This is a genomic window from Taibaiella lutea (genome assembly GCF_008629695.1).
Classification (GTDB): domain Bacteria; phylum Bacteroidota; class Bacteroidia; order Chitinophagales; family Chitinophagaceae; genus Taibaiella; species Taibaiella lutea.
The window spans coordinates 566132-581940 of the sequence record NZ_VWSH01000002.1 but is presented as its reverse complement, the minus strand read 5'-3'; the positions used below and the strand labels follow the sequence as shown (position 1 = coordinate 581940).

At 38.0% G+C, this 15809-nt stretch carries 15 protein-coding genes and 4 tRNA genes; 14 read left to right on the top strand and 5 right to left on the bottom strand.

Features of this window, described 5'->3' with window-relative positions; all coding sequences use genetic code 11:
* The first annotated feature begins 71 nt into the window (after window positions 1-71).
* From F0919_RS09620 to F0919_RS09610, 3 genes are all read left to right on the top strand, one after another.
* Window positions 72-1178, top strand: a complete 1107-nt coding sequence (locus F0919_RS09620; protein ID WP_150032530.1) for a hypothetical protein — start codon at window positions 72-74, stop codon at window positions 1176-1178.
* Between the two features lie 32 nt (window positions 1179-1210).
* Window positions 1211-2362, top strand: a complete 1152-nt coding sequence (locus tag F0919_RS09615; protein WP_150032529.1) for a T9SS type A sorting domain-containing protein — start codon at window positions 1211-1213, stop codon at window positions 2360-2362.
* Between the two features lie 369 nt (window positions 2363-2731).
* Window positions 2732-3517 (top strand): hypothetical protein, encoded by a 786-nt coding sequence (locus F0919_RS09610; RefSeq protein ID WP_150032528.1) that lies wholly within the window; start codon window positions 2732-2734, stop codon window positions 3515-3517.
* A gap of 80 nt (window positions 3518-3597) precedes the next feature.
* Here the strand turns inward: F0919_RS09610 and F0919_RS09605 are convergent.
* From F0919_RS09605 to F0919_RS09585, 5 genes are all read right to left on the bottom strand, one after another.
* Window positions 3598-3687 (bottom strand) — tRNA-Glu (locus F0919_RS09605).
* Window positions 3649-3912 carry a GIY-YIG nuclease family protein gene (locus F0919_RS09600; RefSeq protein ID WP_150032527.1) on the bottom strand — a complete coding sequence of 88 codons (264 nt, stop codon included), beginning with the start codon at window positions 3910-3912 and terminating at the stop codon, window positions 3649-3651. The genes F0919_RS09605 and F0919_RS09600 overlap by 39 nt, the downstream gene beginning before the upstream one ends.
* Before the next feature lie 45 nt (window positions 3913-3957).
* Window positions 3958-4032 (bottom strand) — tRNA-Val (locus F0919_RS09595).
* Between the two features lie 15 nt (window positions 4033-4047).
* Window positions 4048-4122 (bottom strand) — tRNA-Val (locus F0919_RS09590).
* Between the two features lie 102 nt (window positions 4123-4224).
* Window positions 4225-4299: transfer RNA gene (locus F0919_RS09585), tRNA-Val, on the bottom strand.
* 318 nt (window positions 4300-4617) lie between these two features.
* Between F0919_RS09585 and F0919_RS09580 the strand changes: the two genes are divergently transcribed.
* The 11 genes from F0919_RS09580 to F0919_RS09530 all read left to right on the top strand — a co-directional run bounded on the left by F0919_RS09580 (window position 4618) and on the right by F0919_RS09530 (window position 15671).
* On the top strand, window positions 4618-5730 hold the full coding sequence (locus tag F0919_RS09580; protein WP_150032526.1) for a PKD domain-containing protein: 1113 nt from the start codon (window positions 4618-4620) through the stop codon (window positions 5728-5730).
* A 120-nt stretch (window positions 5731-5850) separates the two neighbouring features.
* Window positions 5851-6402 (top strand): YceI family protein, encoded by a 552-nt coding sequence (locus F0919_RS09575; RefSeq protein ID WP_150032525.1) that lies wholly within the window; start codon window positions 5851-5853, stop codon window positions 6400-6402.
* Window positions 6403-6453: 51 nt separating this feature from the next.
* Window positions 6454-9303, top strand: coding sequence for a sensor histidine kinase (locus F0919_RS09570; RefSeq protein WP_150032524.1), 2850 nt, complete (start codon window positions 6454-6456; stop codon window positions 9301-9303).
* Between the two features lie 63 nt (window positions 9304-9366).
* On the top strand, window positions 9367-10212 hold the full coding sequence (locus tag F0919_RS09565) for a LytR/AlgR family response regulator transcription factor (protein WP_216629409.1): 846 nt from the start codon (window positions 9367-9369) through the stop codon (window positions 10210-10212).
* A gap of 131 nt (window positions 10213-10343) precedes the next feature.
* Window positions 10344-10751, top strand: a complete 408-nt coding sequence (locus F0919_RS09560; protein ID WP_150032523.1) for an OB-fold protein — start codon at window positions 10344-10346, stop codon at window positions 10749-10751.
* Window positions 10752-10786: 35 nt separating this feature from the next.
* Window positions 10787-11173, top strand: coding sequence for a hypothetical protein (locus F0919_RS09555; RefSeq protein ID WP_150032522.1), 387 nt, complete (start codon window positions 10787-10789; stop codon window positions 11171-11173).
* A gap of 17 nt (window positions 11174-11190) precedes the next feature.
* Window positions 11191-11739 (top strand): YceI family protein, encoded by a 549-nt coding sequence (locus F0919_RS09550; protein ID WP_150032521.1) that lies wholly within the window; start codon window positions 11191-11193, stop codon window positions 11737-11739.
* Between the two features lie 27 nt (window positions 11740-11766).
* Window positions 11767-12696: a DUF5777 family beta-barrel protein gene (locus F0919_RS09545; protein WP_150032520.1), complete on the top strand. Its 930-nt coding sequence runs from the start codon at window positions 11767-11769 to the stop codon at window positions 12694-12696.
* A gap of 120 nt (window positions 12697-12816) precedes the next feature.
* On the top strand, window positions 12817-14001 hold the full coding sequence (locus F0919_RS09540) for a plastocyanin/azurin family copper-binding protein (protein ID WP_150032519.1): 1185 nt from the start codon (window positions 12817-12819) through the stop codon (window positions 13999-14001).
* Window positions 14002-14149: 148 nt separating this feature from the next.
* The gene (locus tag F0919_RS09535) at window positions 14150-15280 is read left to right on the top strand and encodes a glycoside hydrolase family 3 N-terminal domain-containing protein (RefSeq protein WP_150032518.1); all 1131 of its coding nucleotides are present in this window, start codon (window positions 14150-14152) and stop codon (window positions 15278-15280) included.
* 4 nt (window positions 15281-15284) lie between these two features.
* Window positions 15285-15671, top strand: coding sequence for an SRPBCC domain-containing protein (locus F0919_RS09530; protein ID WP_150032517.1), 387 nt, complete (start codon window positions 15285-15287; stop codon window positions 15669-15671).
* The last annotated feature ends 138 nt before the right edge of the window (window positions 15672-15809 follow it).

Sequence of the window (15809 nt, the reverse complement as noted above, 5' to 3'; positions counted from 1 at the left end):
CCGTTAATAAACTCGTTTTGGAAACAGCGTATTGTTGGATGTAGTTTCATGATTCATTAAAAAACACAATTATGAAAAGGACATTCAAATTATCAGTATTGGCATTACTTATGCTGAACACAAACTATTTATTCGCGCAATGGGATGGTTCTGCCCCACCAGTTAATACATATACGCAGTCCAACGTCGGAATTGGAACGGTGCCAGGGCCGGTTAGCGATGCAAGATTGCATATTCTCACTAATGCAGACCCAGCTTCAAACTATAGCCTGAACTTAATACCCGGATTCCTCATACAGAGAAATTTATATACAAGTGGATTTGGCATTCCACCAAACGTATCAAATATTATGGAAATATGGAGTCAGCATTATCCAAGCGGGGCTCCAAGCTTTGGAAATCAACTAAAATTTGTAGTTGACAATAATGGGCAGCTCGGATTAAATAAAAAGCCCGGAAGAACGCTGGATGTCGGCGGAGAAGCAAACATAGACGGTTCTGTTACCATAGGAGAAGTGGGGGCCGCCGGTTCCCCTTCATCAGATATGCTTACTGTAAATGGAAATATGACTTTAACCCAACCGGTTGACTCACGGTGGAGATACATCAGATCTCGTAGCAATAGCGGTGTACTGTATCTTGCAGCAAATACAGAAAGTAGTGATGGTAGCACCATCGAATTGTCCGGACCAAATGCCAGTGGACGCGAAGGACAAGTGCGATTCATATCTTATGGCCCTGAGGCAACTGGCGGAGGAGTGCAATTCTGGAATTTCGATCCGACAACAACCATTTGGAGATCTCATATGCGTGTTCTCAGCAATGGCAAAGTGGCAATTGGACCAGAAACACTTCCAACGCCCGGCGATTACAAACTATATGTAGATGGAGGTATATTAACCCAAAGGATAAAAGTAGCCTTACCTTCTGATGCAACAAACTGGTCTGATTTTGTATTTGATAACGATTACGAACTGATGCCTTTATGCGATGTTGAAAAATACATTGAGCAAAATAACCATTTACCTGAAATACCATCTACAGCAGAAGTACATAAAGAAGGGTTGGACCTTGCGCAAATGGATGCAAAATTATTGCAGAAAGTAGAAGAGCTGACATTATATTTAATACAACAACAGAAAGAAATTGAAGAATTGAGAAAGAAATTGAAAAACTAAAACATTATCTCTCATTTTTTAAATTCTTTATTATGAAACAAATAATATTGTTGTTGCTCCTACTTGCGAGTAAGTACGCATATACACAAGTTAATCATCATTTTGATGATCCACCCGGTTCTCCTGTTGGAGGCTCCTCACCTTATACGTTTAACGGATTCCCGGGGAATTGGCAACGTTCTCATGGATCGCCTAATTGGGATACAAGCTTGATTTGGATGTGGGCTGGAAGCAATGCAAGTACAACTGCCGGTGAAGGCATTTATCAGGATAATGCTTTCCTGAAAATCGGTAAGTATAAAATCAATGTGGGAATCAGGGAAGCTCCCAATGGTAGTGGGAAAATAAGAGTATTAGCAGCAAATGGTTTAACACCAAACACTGGCATTGGAACCGGTAGTAGCGTGCCGGTAGTCCCGCAACAGTTGATTGGAGAATGGAGCACATATGTTCCTGGCTTAGGGTATCCAGTTGTGAACTGGTTAGTTGACGATGACTTTTATAATCCTTACCCGAACGGGCAAATATGGATATATCCCTTGTCTAATCCGGATTACTATTACCAGTATACGTGTGCAATCGATTGGGTAACAATTTGCAGGGTACTGGAAGATGGTGTCACATATAGTTCGGGCATGTTACCTAATGATGGTTACTATCGTAGGTTCTTTAAAATCGGAAGTTTTTTTCCCGCAGGTTCAGGAGTCGTGCAAAATCAAACAACAGCCTTTACCGACTATGAAGCAAGCGAATATATTGATATGCGCGACAATGTTTCTATTGAAATTCAACCAGGGAAATACTTTTTGGGAGAGATTAACCCTGAACATTGTATTAAAATGTCAGGTAATGAAGTTCCAGGAAACCCGCCACCACCTCCTCCTCCAGATGATTCCATTGTAAGCAGACCATCAAATAATGCATCAATTAATACAGAAGGAAATACTGCTATACTATTACACCCGAATCCTAACGATGGCAATTTTACTTTAACAATGCCTAAAGCGGATAATTACCTTATTATAGTAATGAATCTGATAGGCAGTAAGGTATATGAACAAAAAGTGATTGGCAAGCAACAGGTATCAATTAAATTAAATGAAAAACTTTCAAGCGGTAGTTATTTTGTTGAGATCAGAGGTGCGAAATATAATAAGAAGATGAAATTTATAGTGGTCAAATAGTAGAGCTGATTATTATTTGGTAATATTTTTAATGGCTGTCTCTATGTTTGGAGGCAGTCTTTTTTCTGCAGATAAGGCCCATGTGATTAACGTTTTCTTCTACCGTTTATAAACAAAAACGACCGTTAATAAACTGGTTTGGGGGGTAATAGAACATTTAGATAGCTTTATCAACGTTAAATGCCAATATCAATTCATAAGCGCTATTTTGGTAATCGTTCAATTCCAATTTTTGTGTTAAATGTCAAGGCATTACAGCAAAGTCACTATAAGTCATAACATAAATAACAAAGGTCCCCCCATTTTTAAAAATAATTCTTCAAATAATATCCTAAAAAAATAATTCAAATAAATTTAAAAAACAACTTTATGAAAAACAACCTAATTTATTCAGTGTTTATAATTGCTATGTTATTACTTTCTTCTTGCAGCAACAAAGAAAAAATAAAAAATTCCCCGGTGCCCTCAACTCCTAAAAAGAGCCTGATTAACGCTCAGCAGACGATGACGTTGGGCCAAAAACACAACCTGTTAGTAGAAGAATATCTTGCACAATATGGAGCCGTTATTGACAATTCCATTACAATTGCTGATGTTGAAACTATATGCGGAAGATTTGCTTTAATAGCTGAGCAACAAGGCTTATTGGAAAACTTTATAGCTACTGAGCTTTCTGAAAAAATGATGCAAGTATTTGATGCATCACATGCTTTTGAAAATGGGATCTTAAAAGCAAGCAATGAGTTAAAAGAAGCAACAATTAATGAGACTCCTAATGAGGAGCTTCAAGAGGCCTTTTTCTATATCCACGACCTATCACTTCAGAATGACCCAAATTTTATATCAAAATCAATGCAAAGACTAAATGAGTTAAACTCGTTAACTCAGGAAGAACAACAAGGTGTAAACGGATATAAATCCATATTAGAATCTTCATTTAATTTGTGGGCCAACCCAAACAGCATTTACACTAATGGCGGTAATGACCCAAGAGTAAGGCCAACAACTGAAACTGACGCACTCTCATTTTGGCAATTGCAACTCAAAGCAATTATCTTTACGGGAAATCCTATACCAATGTCCGAATATGAATTGAATGAAATTGGATTTGGCTATTCGGCCGTAAATTCACTTGTTGAAACAATGCATCCGTAAAGATCTATGCTATTTAATCATCTTAGCATAAGATGTATTTGAGTAAAATAAAAAAGCCGCTAATGAAGCGGCTTTTTTTGTGGAGGCACACGGATTCGAACCGCGGACCCTCCCGATTGAAAATCGGGATGCTATGAACCGGAAAATTTTGCACCTCTAATCAATGCCTCTATACGTTTCCTGCTTTTCCACGATTTGACTAAACGCTCCCGGGAATAAGCTTCACTTTTTGATTGATACAGTTCAGTGTATGCGATTTCCCAATCGCTTGCTTTACCAGTAAAACCTTTGTGATTTGTATTATGACGACGTAATCTTTCATCAATAGAATCACTCGTCATCCCAATATAGAATTTATCTAAAATTGCTGAGTAGAGAATATAAAAATAAAACATGCTAAAAACAAAAAACCGCACTTTTTAAAGTGCGGTTTTATTATGTGGAGGCACACGGATTCGAACCGCGGACCCTCTGCTTGTAAGGCAGATGCTCTGAACCAGCTGAGCTATGCCTCCTGAAAAGGTAATAAGTGGAAGCACACGGATTCGAACCGCGGACCCTCTGCTTGTAAGGCAGATGCTCTGAACCAGCTGAGCTATGCTTCCTGTTAAAAAGAGCTTAGAAATATAACAATCTGATCCGCGAACTCTCCCGATTAATCGGGATGCTCTGAACCAGCTGAGCTATGCTTCCTGTTAAAATTGGAGTGGAGGCACACGGATTCGAACCGCGGACCCTCTGCTTGTAAGGCAGATGCTCTGAACCAGCTGAGCTATGCCTCCAATTAAGAACTTTATATCCCTATTGCTTTTGGGAGTGCGAAGGTAAGCGACGCTTTTTAATTTTCCAATTTTTTAAAAGAAAAAAATGAATTTCCTAACCAATTATTGTTTTCACACATTCCCGGAGCATTTTTAGTGTCGGGGTTTCAGTCAAAATTTAATTTCCCTTTTCAATCCTCAAATTTCCATCTTAAATCCCAAAGACTCTCGTTTCATATCATATAGCTTCGAGATAGTTACTGAGGCACCTAACTTTATTTTCAGAATCGTGGTCTTATTAGTTCAACAATAAACACGAACAATTAAAACCAAACCAAAATGAAGCTACATTACAAAATTTATCCTTCCATTATTTTAATGGCAATTACATTCCTGCTTTCCCATAACATGTTTGCAACAACTCAGACAATAATGGTGGGAGGCCCCGGCGGCATGAGTTTCGTACCTGCAACCGGCGTAACTATTAACTTAGGTGATACTATTAAATTCCAATGGCAAAACGGAAGCCATACTACGACAAGCACTACTATACCTGCGGGTGCTACAGCATGGAACCAGAATATTAATTCTTCCAGCACAACTTATATTTATGTACCGGCGGTGGTAGGTACTTATAACTATAAATGTATTCCACATGAAAGCATGGGCATGTTGGGTGTATTTAACGTTGTCTGTACCCCGCCTACTGCCTCTTCTGTAACTCCCGCCGGACCAATTACAAAATGTAAAGGCGATGCCACTGCTACTTTAACTGCCAGTGCTGTTGCAGGTGCAACTTTTCAATGGTATAAAAACGGAAGTCCGGTTTCAGGAGCTACAAGCGCTCAGTTTTTGCCTGATACTTCCGGCACTTACACTTGTAAAACCGTTAACGGTTGTGGTAATGCAACTTCAAATGCCGTTGTTGTTACTATCAACCCAAGCCCTGTTCCTGCTTTCACAGTAAGCAACAGCCAAATGGCCTATACATTCACCAATACTACCGTTGGTACAGGATTACATTGGGATTGGGCATTCGGCGACAGCCAGACATCTACCGCAAAAAGTCCTACGCATACTTATGCAACAGCAGGTTCTTATATGGTACATCTGACTGCAACAGATTCTTTTGGTACACAATGCAGTGCGATGGCAATGCAAACCATCACAGTTGGATCGCCAACATCTGTTCAAAACATAAATACAACTGATTTACAATTACAAGTAAGTCCAAACCCTGCTTCCAAACAAATTGTAGTAACATACAAACAAGGAAACGCAACTTTTAAAATTTATGATATAACAGGCAGAAGTTTTGCTGCGCCTAAAGTCTTGAGTAAGAACAGTAACTCCAGCACATTAGATATAAGCACGCTTCCTGCCGGTAATTACATTCTTGAAATGAAAATTGGTGACAAGTCGGCAACAAAGAGAATAATCGTAGGACGATAGAGACGAAACGACAAAAGTTAGTGCTTTTTCTTGCATGTAGTGAGTGTGAAAATAAAGTCCGGAATTTCCGGGCTTTATTTATCTTTAAGCCGCAGATAAGCAAAATATAAATGCTTTATTATGAGGTTCAAAAATCTGTTATTGCTTTTTTGGTGGCTTCTTCCGGTCATTGGCTATAGTCAGAACACAGCTTTTCTTCAAATCCGGTCAGGGCATGTTGAATTTTCATCAGATGCGCCTTTGGAGCTGATTAAAGCATCTTCCAATCAGCTTCAGGGAATACTTGATGTCGGCAAAAGCGTTTTTGCATTCAAGGTTTCCATTGCAACTTTTGCAGGCTTTAATAATCCGCTGCAGCGGGAGCATTTCAATGAAAACTATATGGAAACAGAGGTTTTTCCGGAAGCAACTTATACAGGCAAAATCATTGAAACTATTGATTATTCAAAGAAAGGCATCTATACGATAAGAACTAAAGGAAAGCTTACAATACATGGCATAGCACAGGAAAGAATTATCAAAGCAATTGTAAACATAACTGATAGTAAAATCACAGTACAGTCGGACTTTACAGTTATGCTGGCAGATTATGAAATTAAAATACCACGAATAGTCGACAATAATTTATCGAAAGAAATTAAGGTTTCCGTATCAGCAACTTTTGTAAAATAATCCGTATTGCCAAGAATAGATTCATATAGGAACAAAAGGTTTTTTGCAGGATTGATTTTTGTTTTAGTGTTATGCAGTAAAATAAATATCTATGCCCAGATACCTTTTATTCGCGATTTCTGGCTAAATGAACAATATGCCTCTGTCAATGTACAAAGCATACTCCAGGATAATACAGGATATATCCTTATTGGTACCGATGACGGACTTTTTCGTTTTAACGGTTCCGACTTCTCAAAAATACAAGGTTTCAATGAGGCTGTTTCTACATTATCATCGACTGAAAGCAATCTTTATATTGGAAATAAAAAAGGTAGTATCAGCCAGCTAACGGGGCAATTTAAAAACAAAATTCAATATCTTCTAAAACGTAACGGTTCAAGAATACGTTGCATTGCTTCAAACCTGAAAGGAGATACACTTTGGATCGGAACAGAAACTGGGATTATTGCATTTTCAGGAGGCAGGCAATTTATCAAACTCGACAATACCAAAGGCTTATCAGATGATTTTGTTTATAGTATCTGCTATTTACCTAATAACAGATTAATAGCTGCTACAGACAATGGCATAAATGATATCGAGTTCATAAACGGGAAACCAAAAATTACTGTGCTTAGCACGGCCAACGGCCTGACAGATAATATTGTACAGATCATCAAACAAGTACCGGACTCAAAATACTATTGGGTGGGTATGCAGCAAGGAGGTATTGCGCTGTATAATAGTGAAAGCAAAACGATCCATAACTTCCCCGAATCAGCGTTATGGAATTATGGGCAAGTGACTGATATCCTTCCCGTTTCCCATTCAAAAGCATGGATAATTACAAGAGAAGGTTATTTGCTGGAAGCTGAACTTGACAATAACCTAAACCTGCAAATAAAGGGATATCACTATCCCGGCCATCAATTTAAAAAACTGATTTGTGACCGCGCAGGCAACTTGTGGTGCGCCACCAAGAATGGTTTGAGTATGATAACTGCAAATTATTTATCTCAAATAAAACTGCCGGATTTTTATCAATTAAAAAAAGTAACTGCTTTATGCTGGGCAGATAAAAACAGGTTGTGGCTTACCCAGGATAGCGTTTTGCATGAAGCCCGTATAAATGATTCAGGATCATTATTGAAACCTGTTTTTCATCCCAACGCATTAATAACCTGCCTGTATAAGGATAAGCATAACAGATTATGGATTGGGACGATGGGAAAAGGTTTATGGTACAGGAATACTGAAGGTGTTTTCAAACAAGATAAAACTATTGCAAGCCTTGCAAACAGCAATATACTCAGCATTACTACTATTGAGGATAAGCTTTGGATATCGACGCTTACGGGTGTAGACGAAATTTATATAACAGATGGCCAGGTGCCCAAACTTGAATTGCTGAGGCATCATAATAAACAAACAGGTATCGGAAGCGATTATGTTTATTATCTATATCCTGATCATTTAAACAGGTTATGGATGGCAACTGACGGTGCGGGCGTTTGCATGTTTGATGGCAACCAATATTTTCATTGGAGTAATCCTGAAAATCAACAGACAAAAGTAGCTTATAGCATAACCGAAGATGCCAATCAGAATATGTGGGTTGGTACCTATTTCAAAGGCTTATACCATATCAAAAAAGGCAGTAATAAATTTGAAATGGTTGAAGGTCTTACGGATGCAAACCTTTCTACAGTTACATCCAATGCCACCGGAGAGGTTTTAACCGTTTATGAACGGTGCATTGATGAATGGTATCCACGAAGCAAACAGTTCAGGCATTTTAATTTCAGGATGGAAGTCGGTATCGACAGTACTTCAGATGTATTGAACTGTTTCGCCAAAGATAATACAGGCAATATTTTCATTCCATATGAGCACGGAATATTATTCTTCAATAATCAATACAAACAATACGATGTTCGTCCGGAAGTAGCCATAACAAGCATTGCCACCCTATCCGGTAAATTATCAAACAATAAAAATCAGTTTGAGGCTGATGAAAACTACATTTGTATAAAATACGATGGCATAAGTTTTACCAATGCGGAACGCTTACAATACCGCTACCGGCTCTTGGGCTTTGGTGATAAATGGATTATAACACATGACGACGCTGTAACATTTTCAAATTTACCCCCGGGTACTTATACCTTTCAAATTCAGGCAACTATAAATGGCAGCTATGAATTGGCAAACGGTACTTTTTATACATTCACCATTAAAGCTCCTTTCTGGAAAAGTATCTGGTTCTATTTATTGGTCTTACTTTTTTTTGCATTATGTGTTTATGCAATAATAAAAATAATCGGTAAGCGGCAAAAAGAAAAGTCACAATTACAAAAAGAAAGAATGGAGTTTGAATACGAACATCTTAAAAGCCAGGTCAATCCTCACTTTTTGTTTAACAGCCTGAACACGCTTACCAATCTCATTGAAGAAGACCAGGCAGCGGCTGTTTCTTATACCGAAAGATTGGCGGATCTATATCAGAATATATTAGCTTATCGCAGCCGCGATTTAATAACCCTGAAAGAAGATCTCGAAATCTTATCTACCTATTTGTATGTTCAGAATTGCCGGTTCGGAGCGGCATTACAGGTACAATATTCTATACCTGAGGAACTCATGAATACAAAAAAAGTAGTCCCAATGGTATTACAAATGTTAGTGGAAAATGCAATTAAACACAATATCGTTTCATTATCCCAACCACTGAAAATAACTATCATGTCTGACTATACAATGCTTATTGTAAGGAATCCGTTACGACCGAAAATGAGCAAGGAAAAGGGAGCAGGCATTGCATTACTGAATATTCAGAAACGTTATCTTCTTTTAACCAAAAAGCCTGTTATCTTTGGGATAGAGAATAATGATTATATTGTTTGCTTACCTTTATTGTAAAGATAAGCATCACCATTAAAAACCAAAAGTTCGAAGTATAAATCATCTTTAAAATATACTTTTATGGACATTGCAACGCCAGTAAGCCTTCAGGAAGAAGCATCATTTCAATCATCAGATACTTATGTATTGGAGGATTTGGACTATACCCTGAAAGTTATTATTATCGAAGATGAATTACCTGCGTATAAACGTCTTTCCAAATTGCTGCAGGAGGTTACCAGAGACAAGATTGAGATTCTTACGCATCTGGATAGCATTGAAGCATCTTTAATATGGCTGCAAAATAATCCTACACCACATGTAGTATTTCTCGACATTCATCTGGCAGATGGTTCCGCATTTGATCTTCTGAAAAAAGTAAAACCCGATTGTCCTATTATTTTCACGACAGCGTACGACCAATATGCATTGGAAGCATTTAAGACAGACGGTCTGGACTATTTGCTGAAACCCATAAAAAAGGAAGACCTGCTGCTTGCTTTGCAAAAAAGAAATCGTTTCACAAAATTATTCTCACAAAAAGAAACAACAGAAGAAACTCCAAAAGTTAACACACAAACATTAAAAAAACGCTTTATTGTGCGTTTCGGAGAACATATCAAAACACTGGATGTAGAAGAAATTGCTTACTGTTTCAGCAGCCATAAAGCTACTTGTGCATGCACCTTTGCAGGTCAGGTTTATCCGATAGATTACAACCTGGATGCATTGGAACAAATGCTGAACCCTATGGATTACTTTCGTGTCAATCGTCAGTTTATAACACATATCCGTGCCATTAAGGAAATGAAAACCTATAGCAAAGGAAGGGTCTTTCTTGCCTTACAACCCGCTATCGACGAAAGCCTTATTGTTAGTTCTGAAAAATCTGCCAAGTTCAAAAAATGGCTTGGTGGTGAACTTTAAAAACAAATCAAATCAAATCAATTGATGTAATTGCACCTGTTCATCCTGCGCAATTACCGCTTTATCCACTTCCTCATTTGTAATTCTTTTGGGTAAATTAATTTTGATTAGACACACTATTCAATGTTTTTATGAAAAGGAAATACATTCTGATAAGTTTATGCGTTCTGATGATTACAGGAATTTCAATAATCTATTGGATGTGGCATAAACCTGAGAAGAAGGTAGAAAGCGAAGAAGGCATTGTCATGAGTGTTGATAAGCTTTGTCATGACTTTAGTACAAACGAAACGATGGCTAATAAGCTATACCTCAATAAAGCTATTGAAGTCAAAGGCCAGATAAATGAGATATCTGATAATCTTGATGGTGGCACTATGCTGGTTTTTTCAGCGTCCAATGGCATCGATTATATAGAATCGGCATTAAGAGAAAAAACAACAGGATTACAAACCGGTACATCTGTAACTATTAAAGGTTTCTGCGTCGGAAAAACCATAACAGGCGTAAGCCTTACTGATTGCATCCTTCTCAGATAACTCCTTAAAACATTTTAAATCAAAACAAAGTTTTCATGCATTTTTTTTCTAAAAAGACATTTCTATTATTTTTTGTCACTGCCGCATTCATCTATGGCTGTACAAATAATAAAGCTGATTCCGTTAAACCGGTAACCCCGGTAACCTGCGATACCGCAAACCTTACTTTTTCAGGAGATATAAATCCTATTGTCCAGCAGAATTGCACTTTGAGCGGTTGCCATACAAATGCAACGATGGCCGGAGGTTATTCTTTTGAAACCTATAGCGGGTTTCATATGGCTATACAAAATGAGCGGCTTATAGGCGCTATCAATCATCAATCGGGATTTATAGCGATGCCGCAAAACAGTGCCAAATTATCCGATTGCGATATCGCAAGAATTACACAATGGGTGGCAATCGGAGCTCCTAACAATTAAAAACTAAATTCAAAAAAATGAAAAAAATAATTCTTTTAGCCTTGGTATTATGGGCATCCGGCAATATGCTCTTTGCACAAAAATACCTGACGAGAACAGGTCAGATAAGTTTTACTGCATCTACACCTCTGGAAACGATCAATCCGGTAAATAATGAAAGCGCTACCATTCTGGATGGCGCTACAGGAGATGTTATTGTAGAAACCTTAATTAAAGGTTTCAAGTTTAAGATTACCTTAATGCAGGAGCATTTCAATGAAGAGTATATGGAAAGCGATAAATTTCCGAAAGCATCTTTCAGAGGTAAAATAACTGATATCAACAAGGTTGATTTTGCAAAAGACGGCACTTATCAGGTACATGTCAATGGTAAGCTTACAATGCACGGTGTAACCCGCGATATATCTATACCCGCTAATATAAAGGTTACAGGGAATGATATTACAGTAACATCAACTTTTTCTGTAGCACCTGAAGATTATCAGATAAGCATCCCATCCCTGGTAAGAAACAAAATTGCCAAAACAGTACAAATCAGTATGAATGCCCTTTTACACAAACGATAATCCCCAATCATCACTCAAACTACAAACATGAATAGATTGTTACGCCTCTCTTTCTTACTATTAATATTTGGATGCTTTAGTATTTCGGACACCAATGCGCAAGATGATCATGCAGACAGTTTATTAAATATGCTGAATGAAAATCAAAAGCCGTCGGGCCCCAATTACACTGTTGCAACTTTTAAAAGTACACGTATCATTAATGGGCAAAGCATCGAAAATCTTGGTAAAGGAGTGCTTGATTTTCAAGTTTCACATAGGTTCGGAACATTAAATCAAAGTTTCAATAACTTCTTCGGCTTAGACAATGCCGTAACAAAGCTTTCATTTGATTACGGCTTATTGGACTGGCTTACGATTGGTGTGGGGCGCGGGACTTATGAGAAAGAATATAATGGCTTTGTCAAAGCTAAAATCGTGCGTCAGACAGAAGATAACAAAATGCCTGTAAGCCTTAGTTATGTGGGCGGCATTTACCTTCAGACACTTCAGATGAATTTGCCTAATGGAGAATCTTATCCTTTCGGCAACAGATTGAGCTATATGAATCAATTGCTGATAGCGAGAAAATTCAGCAGTCATATTTCACTGCAATTAATGCCGACACATATCCACTATAATGTAGTTCCTACATCATCAGAACCTAATAACATATTTGCAATTGGTGCAGCGGGTCGTGTGAAAGTAACAAAACGCATGGCTATTACGGGTGAATATTATTATGTAATTCCCGGTGCCAGCTTAGAAGGTTATCATAATGCCTTATCAGTCGGCCTTGATATAGAAACCGGAGGCCATGTCTTCCAGTTGCTTTTCACTAATGCAAATGCTATTAATGAAAGAGTTGTTATCGGACAAACTTCGGGAAGATGGTCAAAAGGCGATATCCATTTCGGATTCAATATCTCCAGGGTTTTCACCATTGTGAAGCCTAAGGGTTATAGCGGCGAATATTAGTTATTCAAGGTTTGAAGCATGATTTTCCATATTGGAATACCAACACTACCGTTTCGTATTGTTTGCTTTTCTAATACCCTATAAGGAATGTATTTTTAAGCTTAACCATAAACTGACTATATGCACAACAACTACAAACATTTCACATGGGTTTTTCTCGTGCTGATTACATTTTCAACAGTCAACAAGCTTCATGCAACAAATCATACAGTCCTTGTTGGGGGTAGCAGCGGCATGAGTTTTGTGCCTTCAAGCTTATCTTTCCCATTAGGAGATACCATTACATGGGTTTGGGATGCAGGTTTTCATACTACAACAAGTATTAATATTCCGGGCGGAGCAGCATCCTGGGATCAGCAAATTACAACCTCCGGAGATTCTTATTCCTATGTACCAACTATTGTAGGCACTTATGAGTACAATTGTACTTACCATGCTCCTATGATGTCCGGAACCTTCACGGTCACCAGTGCTGTTTCCGAAACAAACCATATCGTGTTAGTAGGTGGTAGCGATGGCATGAGTTTTGTTCCCGCAAGTTTATCTTTCCCATTGGGTGATACTATTACATGGGTTTGGGATGTAGGCCACCATACCACGACAAGTATTAATATTCCTGCCGGAGCGGCATCCTGGGATCAACCACTTGCCACATCCGGAGATACCTATTCTTATGTTCCGACTGAAGTCGGCACTTACGAATACGATTGTACGATTCATGCTCCAATGATGGCAGGAACTTTTATAGTAAGCACACCATTGCCTTTAAACATTACTTCATTTCACGCAGGTGCAATTGATTCCGGAGCAAGACTGGATTGGGCTATGGCTGCATCCGGAGAACTAAGTTATTTTGTAATAGAAAGAAGTGGGGATGGTAAAAAATATGAATCCATCAGGGAAATGAAGGCAAGCGCAGAAAGTAAAAATAAAAGTACTTCCTATTTCTATATAGACAAAAACTGGTTGGCCGGATTGAATTACTATAGATTGAAATCAGTAAACGTAAATGGTAAATTTCAGTATTCAAATGTAGTTTCAATTGAGAACACAAAAGATGGTAATCAAATCAGTATTATTCAAAATCCGGTAACACGTATTTTGTCTTTAAAAATAACTGAGTTGAAAAATGATATAAAAATTCAGGTTATGGATTTGAATGGCAAAGAAATCATGAATAAGACGGTTGCTTCTTATTTTAGCGGACAATATGATTTAAATGTAGCCGGTATCGCAGCAGGGCAATATATACTTCAGGTTTCAGGATTGTCGTCTAATTTATCCTTTAAGTTTGTAAAACAATAGAGGTAATTTTAAAGAGGCTTTTATATAGTGGTTAAAAAAAGCACCGCTTTCTTTTCAGGAAGCGGTTTTTTGTATGCCATTGGTAAACTTAGTATGCCTTAAGTATTCATAAACAAAGCTTATTTTCGCTTATCAATAAGTAAAACTTATGCCAAGAATAACATTGTCCTTTATCTTTTTGCTGCTTTCTTTTGCAACTGTTTTTTCACAAGAATCAACAAAAGGGAAGCATCATCCATCTACATTAAGTAAAGCCTTTTATCATCCTGATGCTAAGCTTAACAAAATGGTAGATTCGGTTTATAATGCCATGAGCCTGCAGGAACGTGCTTCCCAAATGATTATGACTGCAAGCAGTACGGCTGTCAATTTAGGTTATCCGTTCAATTCGGCGCTGAATATGGTAAGCAAGGATATTGCTGCAAATGTTGTTTTTCTTAAGGGAAGTAGCACAGATTTCAGAAAAGAAGCTAATCAGTTCAATACTACCAGGCTACAGCAGCATAAACTACAACCGCTGCTGGCTTGCGATTGCGAGCCTACCCTGTTACCCGGTAAATTCACGGATATAACGGACATTGCTCCGGCATCAGAGCAAAAAACTACACAGGTAGTAATAGAAAATACAAATAAAATCAATAAGGTTATCGAAGAGGTTGGCATTCAATTGAACTTTGCACCCGTGGTTGATATTGCTTTAAACAAATCTGTTATCAATAAGCGTTCGTTCGGAAATAACAATAAAGACATCATAACTTTTTCAGGTCAGTTTGTGGAAACTACGCAGCAAGCGGGATTGGGCGCTACATTAAAGCACTTTCCCGGCCACGGAGCTGTCAGCGGCGATTCCCATAAACAATCGGTTTACATTGATGGTGCATTAACCGAACTTCCGAATTTCAAGGCATTGATACTGGCTGATGAACCGCCCATTGCAGTTATGGTGGGACATATTGTGGTAAAAAACAATGAAAAATACAATACGAATGGCCTTCCATCCACTTTATCCAGAGTAATTGTAACCGATCTTTTAAGGAAGGAATTGCATTTTGAAGGTATTATTACTACAGATGCTTTAAACATGGTTGCAGCAGCAAAAGTCAGTAATGCAGACTGGAAATCCGTAGAAGCCGGAGTGGACCTGGTTTTAATGCCCAAAAATGCAGTATTGCTGAACAAAATGATAGCTGATGCATTAAGCAAAAAAGATGCTATGAGTAAACAATTGGAAGCTTCTGTTAAAAGGATTATCCGTTTTAAGTTACTGACTCAACAATAAAAAAATGAAAGACTATAAAAAATACTACATCATATCCTCAGCTCCTGAGGAACTCTATATTGCATTGACGAATCCTTTTACTATACAGCTTTGGAGCGGAGATCCCGCAACAATGAGTACAGAGCCGGATTCGGAGTTTTCCATTTTTGACGGCAGCATAGAAGGCCGTAATATTGAATTTGAAGAAGGCAAAAAAATAGTACAGGAATGGTATTTTGGCGATGAGCCAGAAGCGCCATCTATTGTTACACTTAAATTACATCCGCATAAAGAAGGCACTTCACTTGAATTAAAACATACAAATATTCCGGATGAAGCCTATGATGATATGGTAGAAGGTTGGAATGAAGTTTATATGCAGGCACTTCAGGATTTCTTTGAAGAAGAATAATTGACATTTGTAAATGGAACGTATTTATTAAAGAAACAATCGTTGAACGTGTATCCTTTTTAGTGCTCACAATTATTAAATCACTCCATTGAATCTATCTATTGCGAAGGAATTAAACTTTTACTTTAAACAATAAAC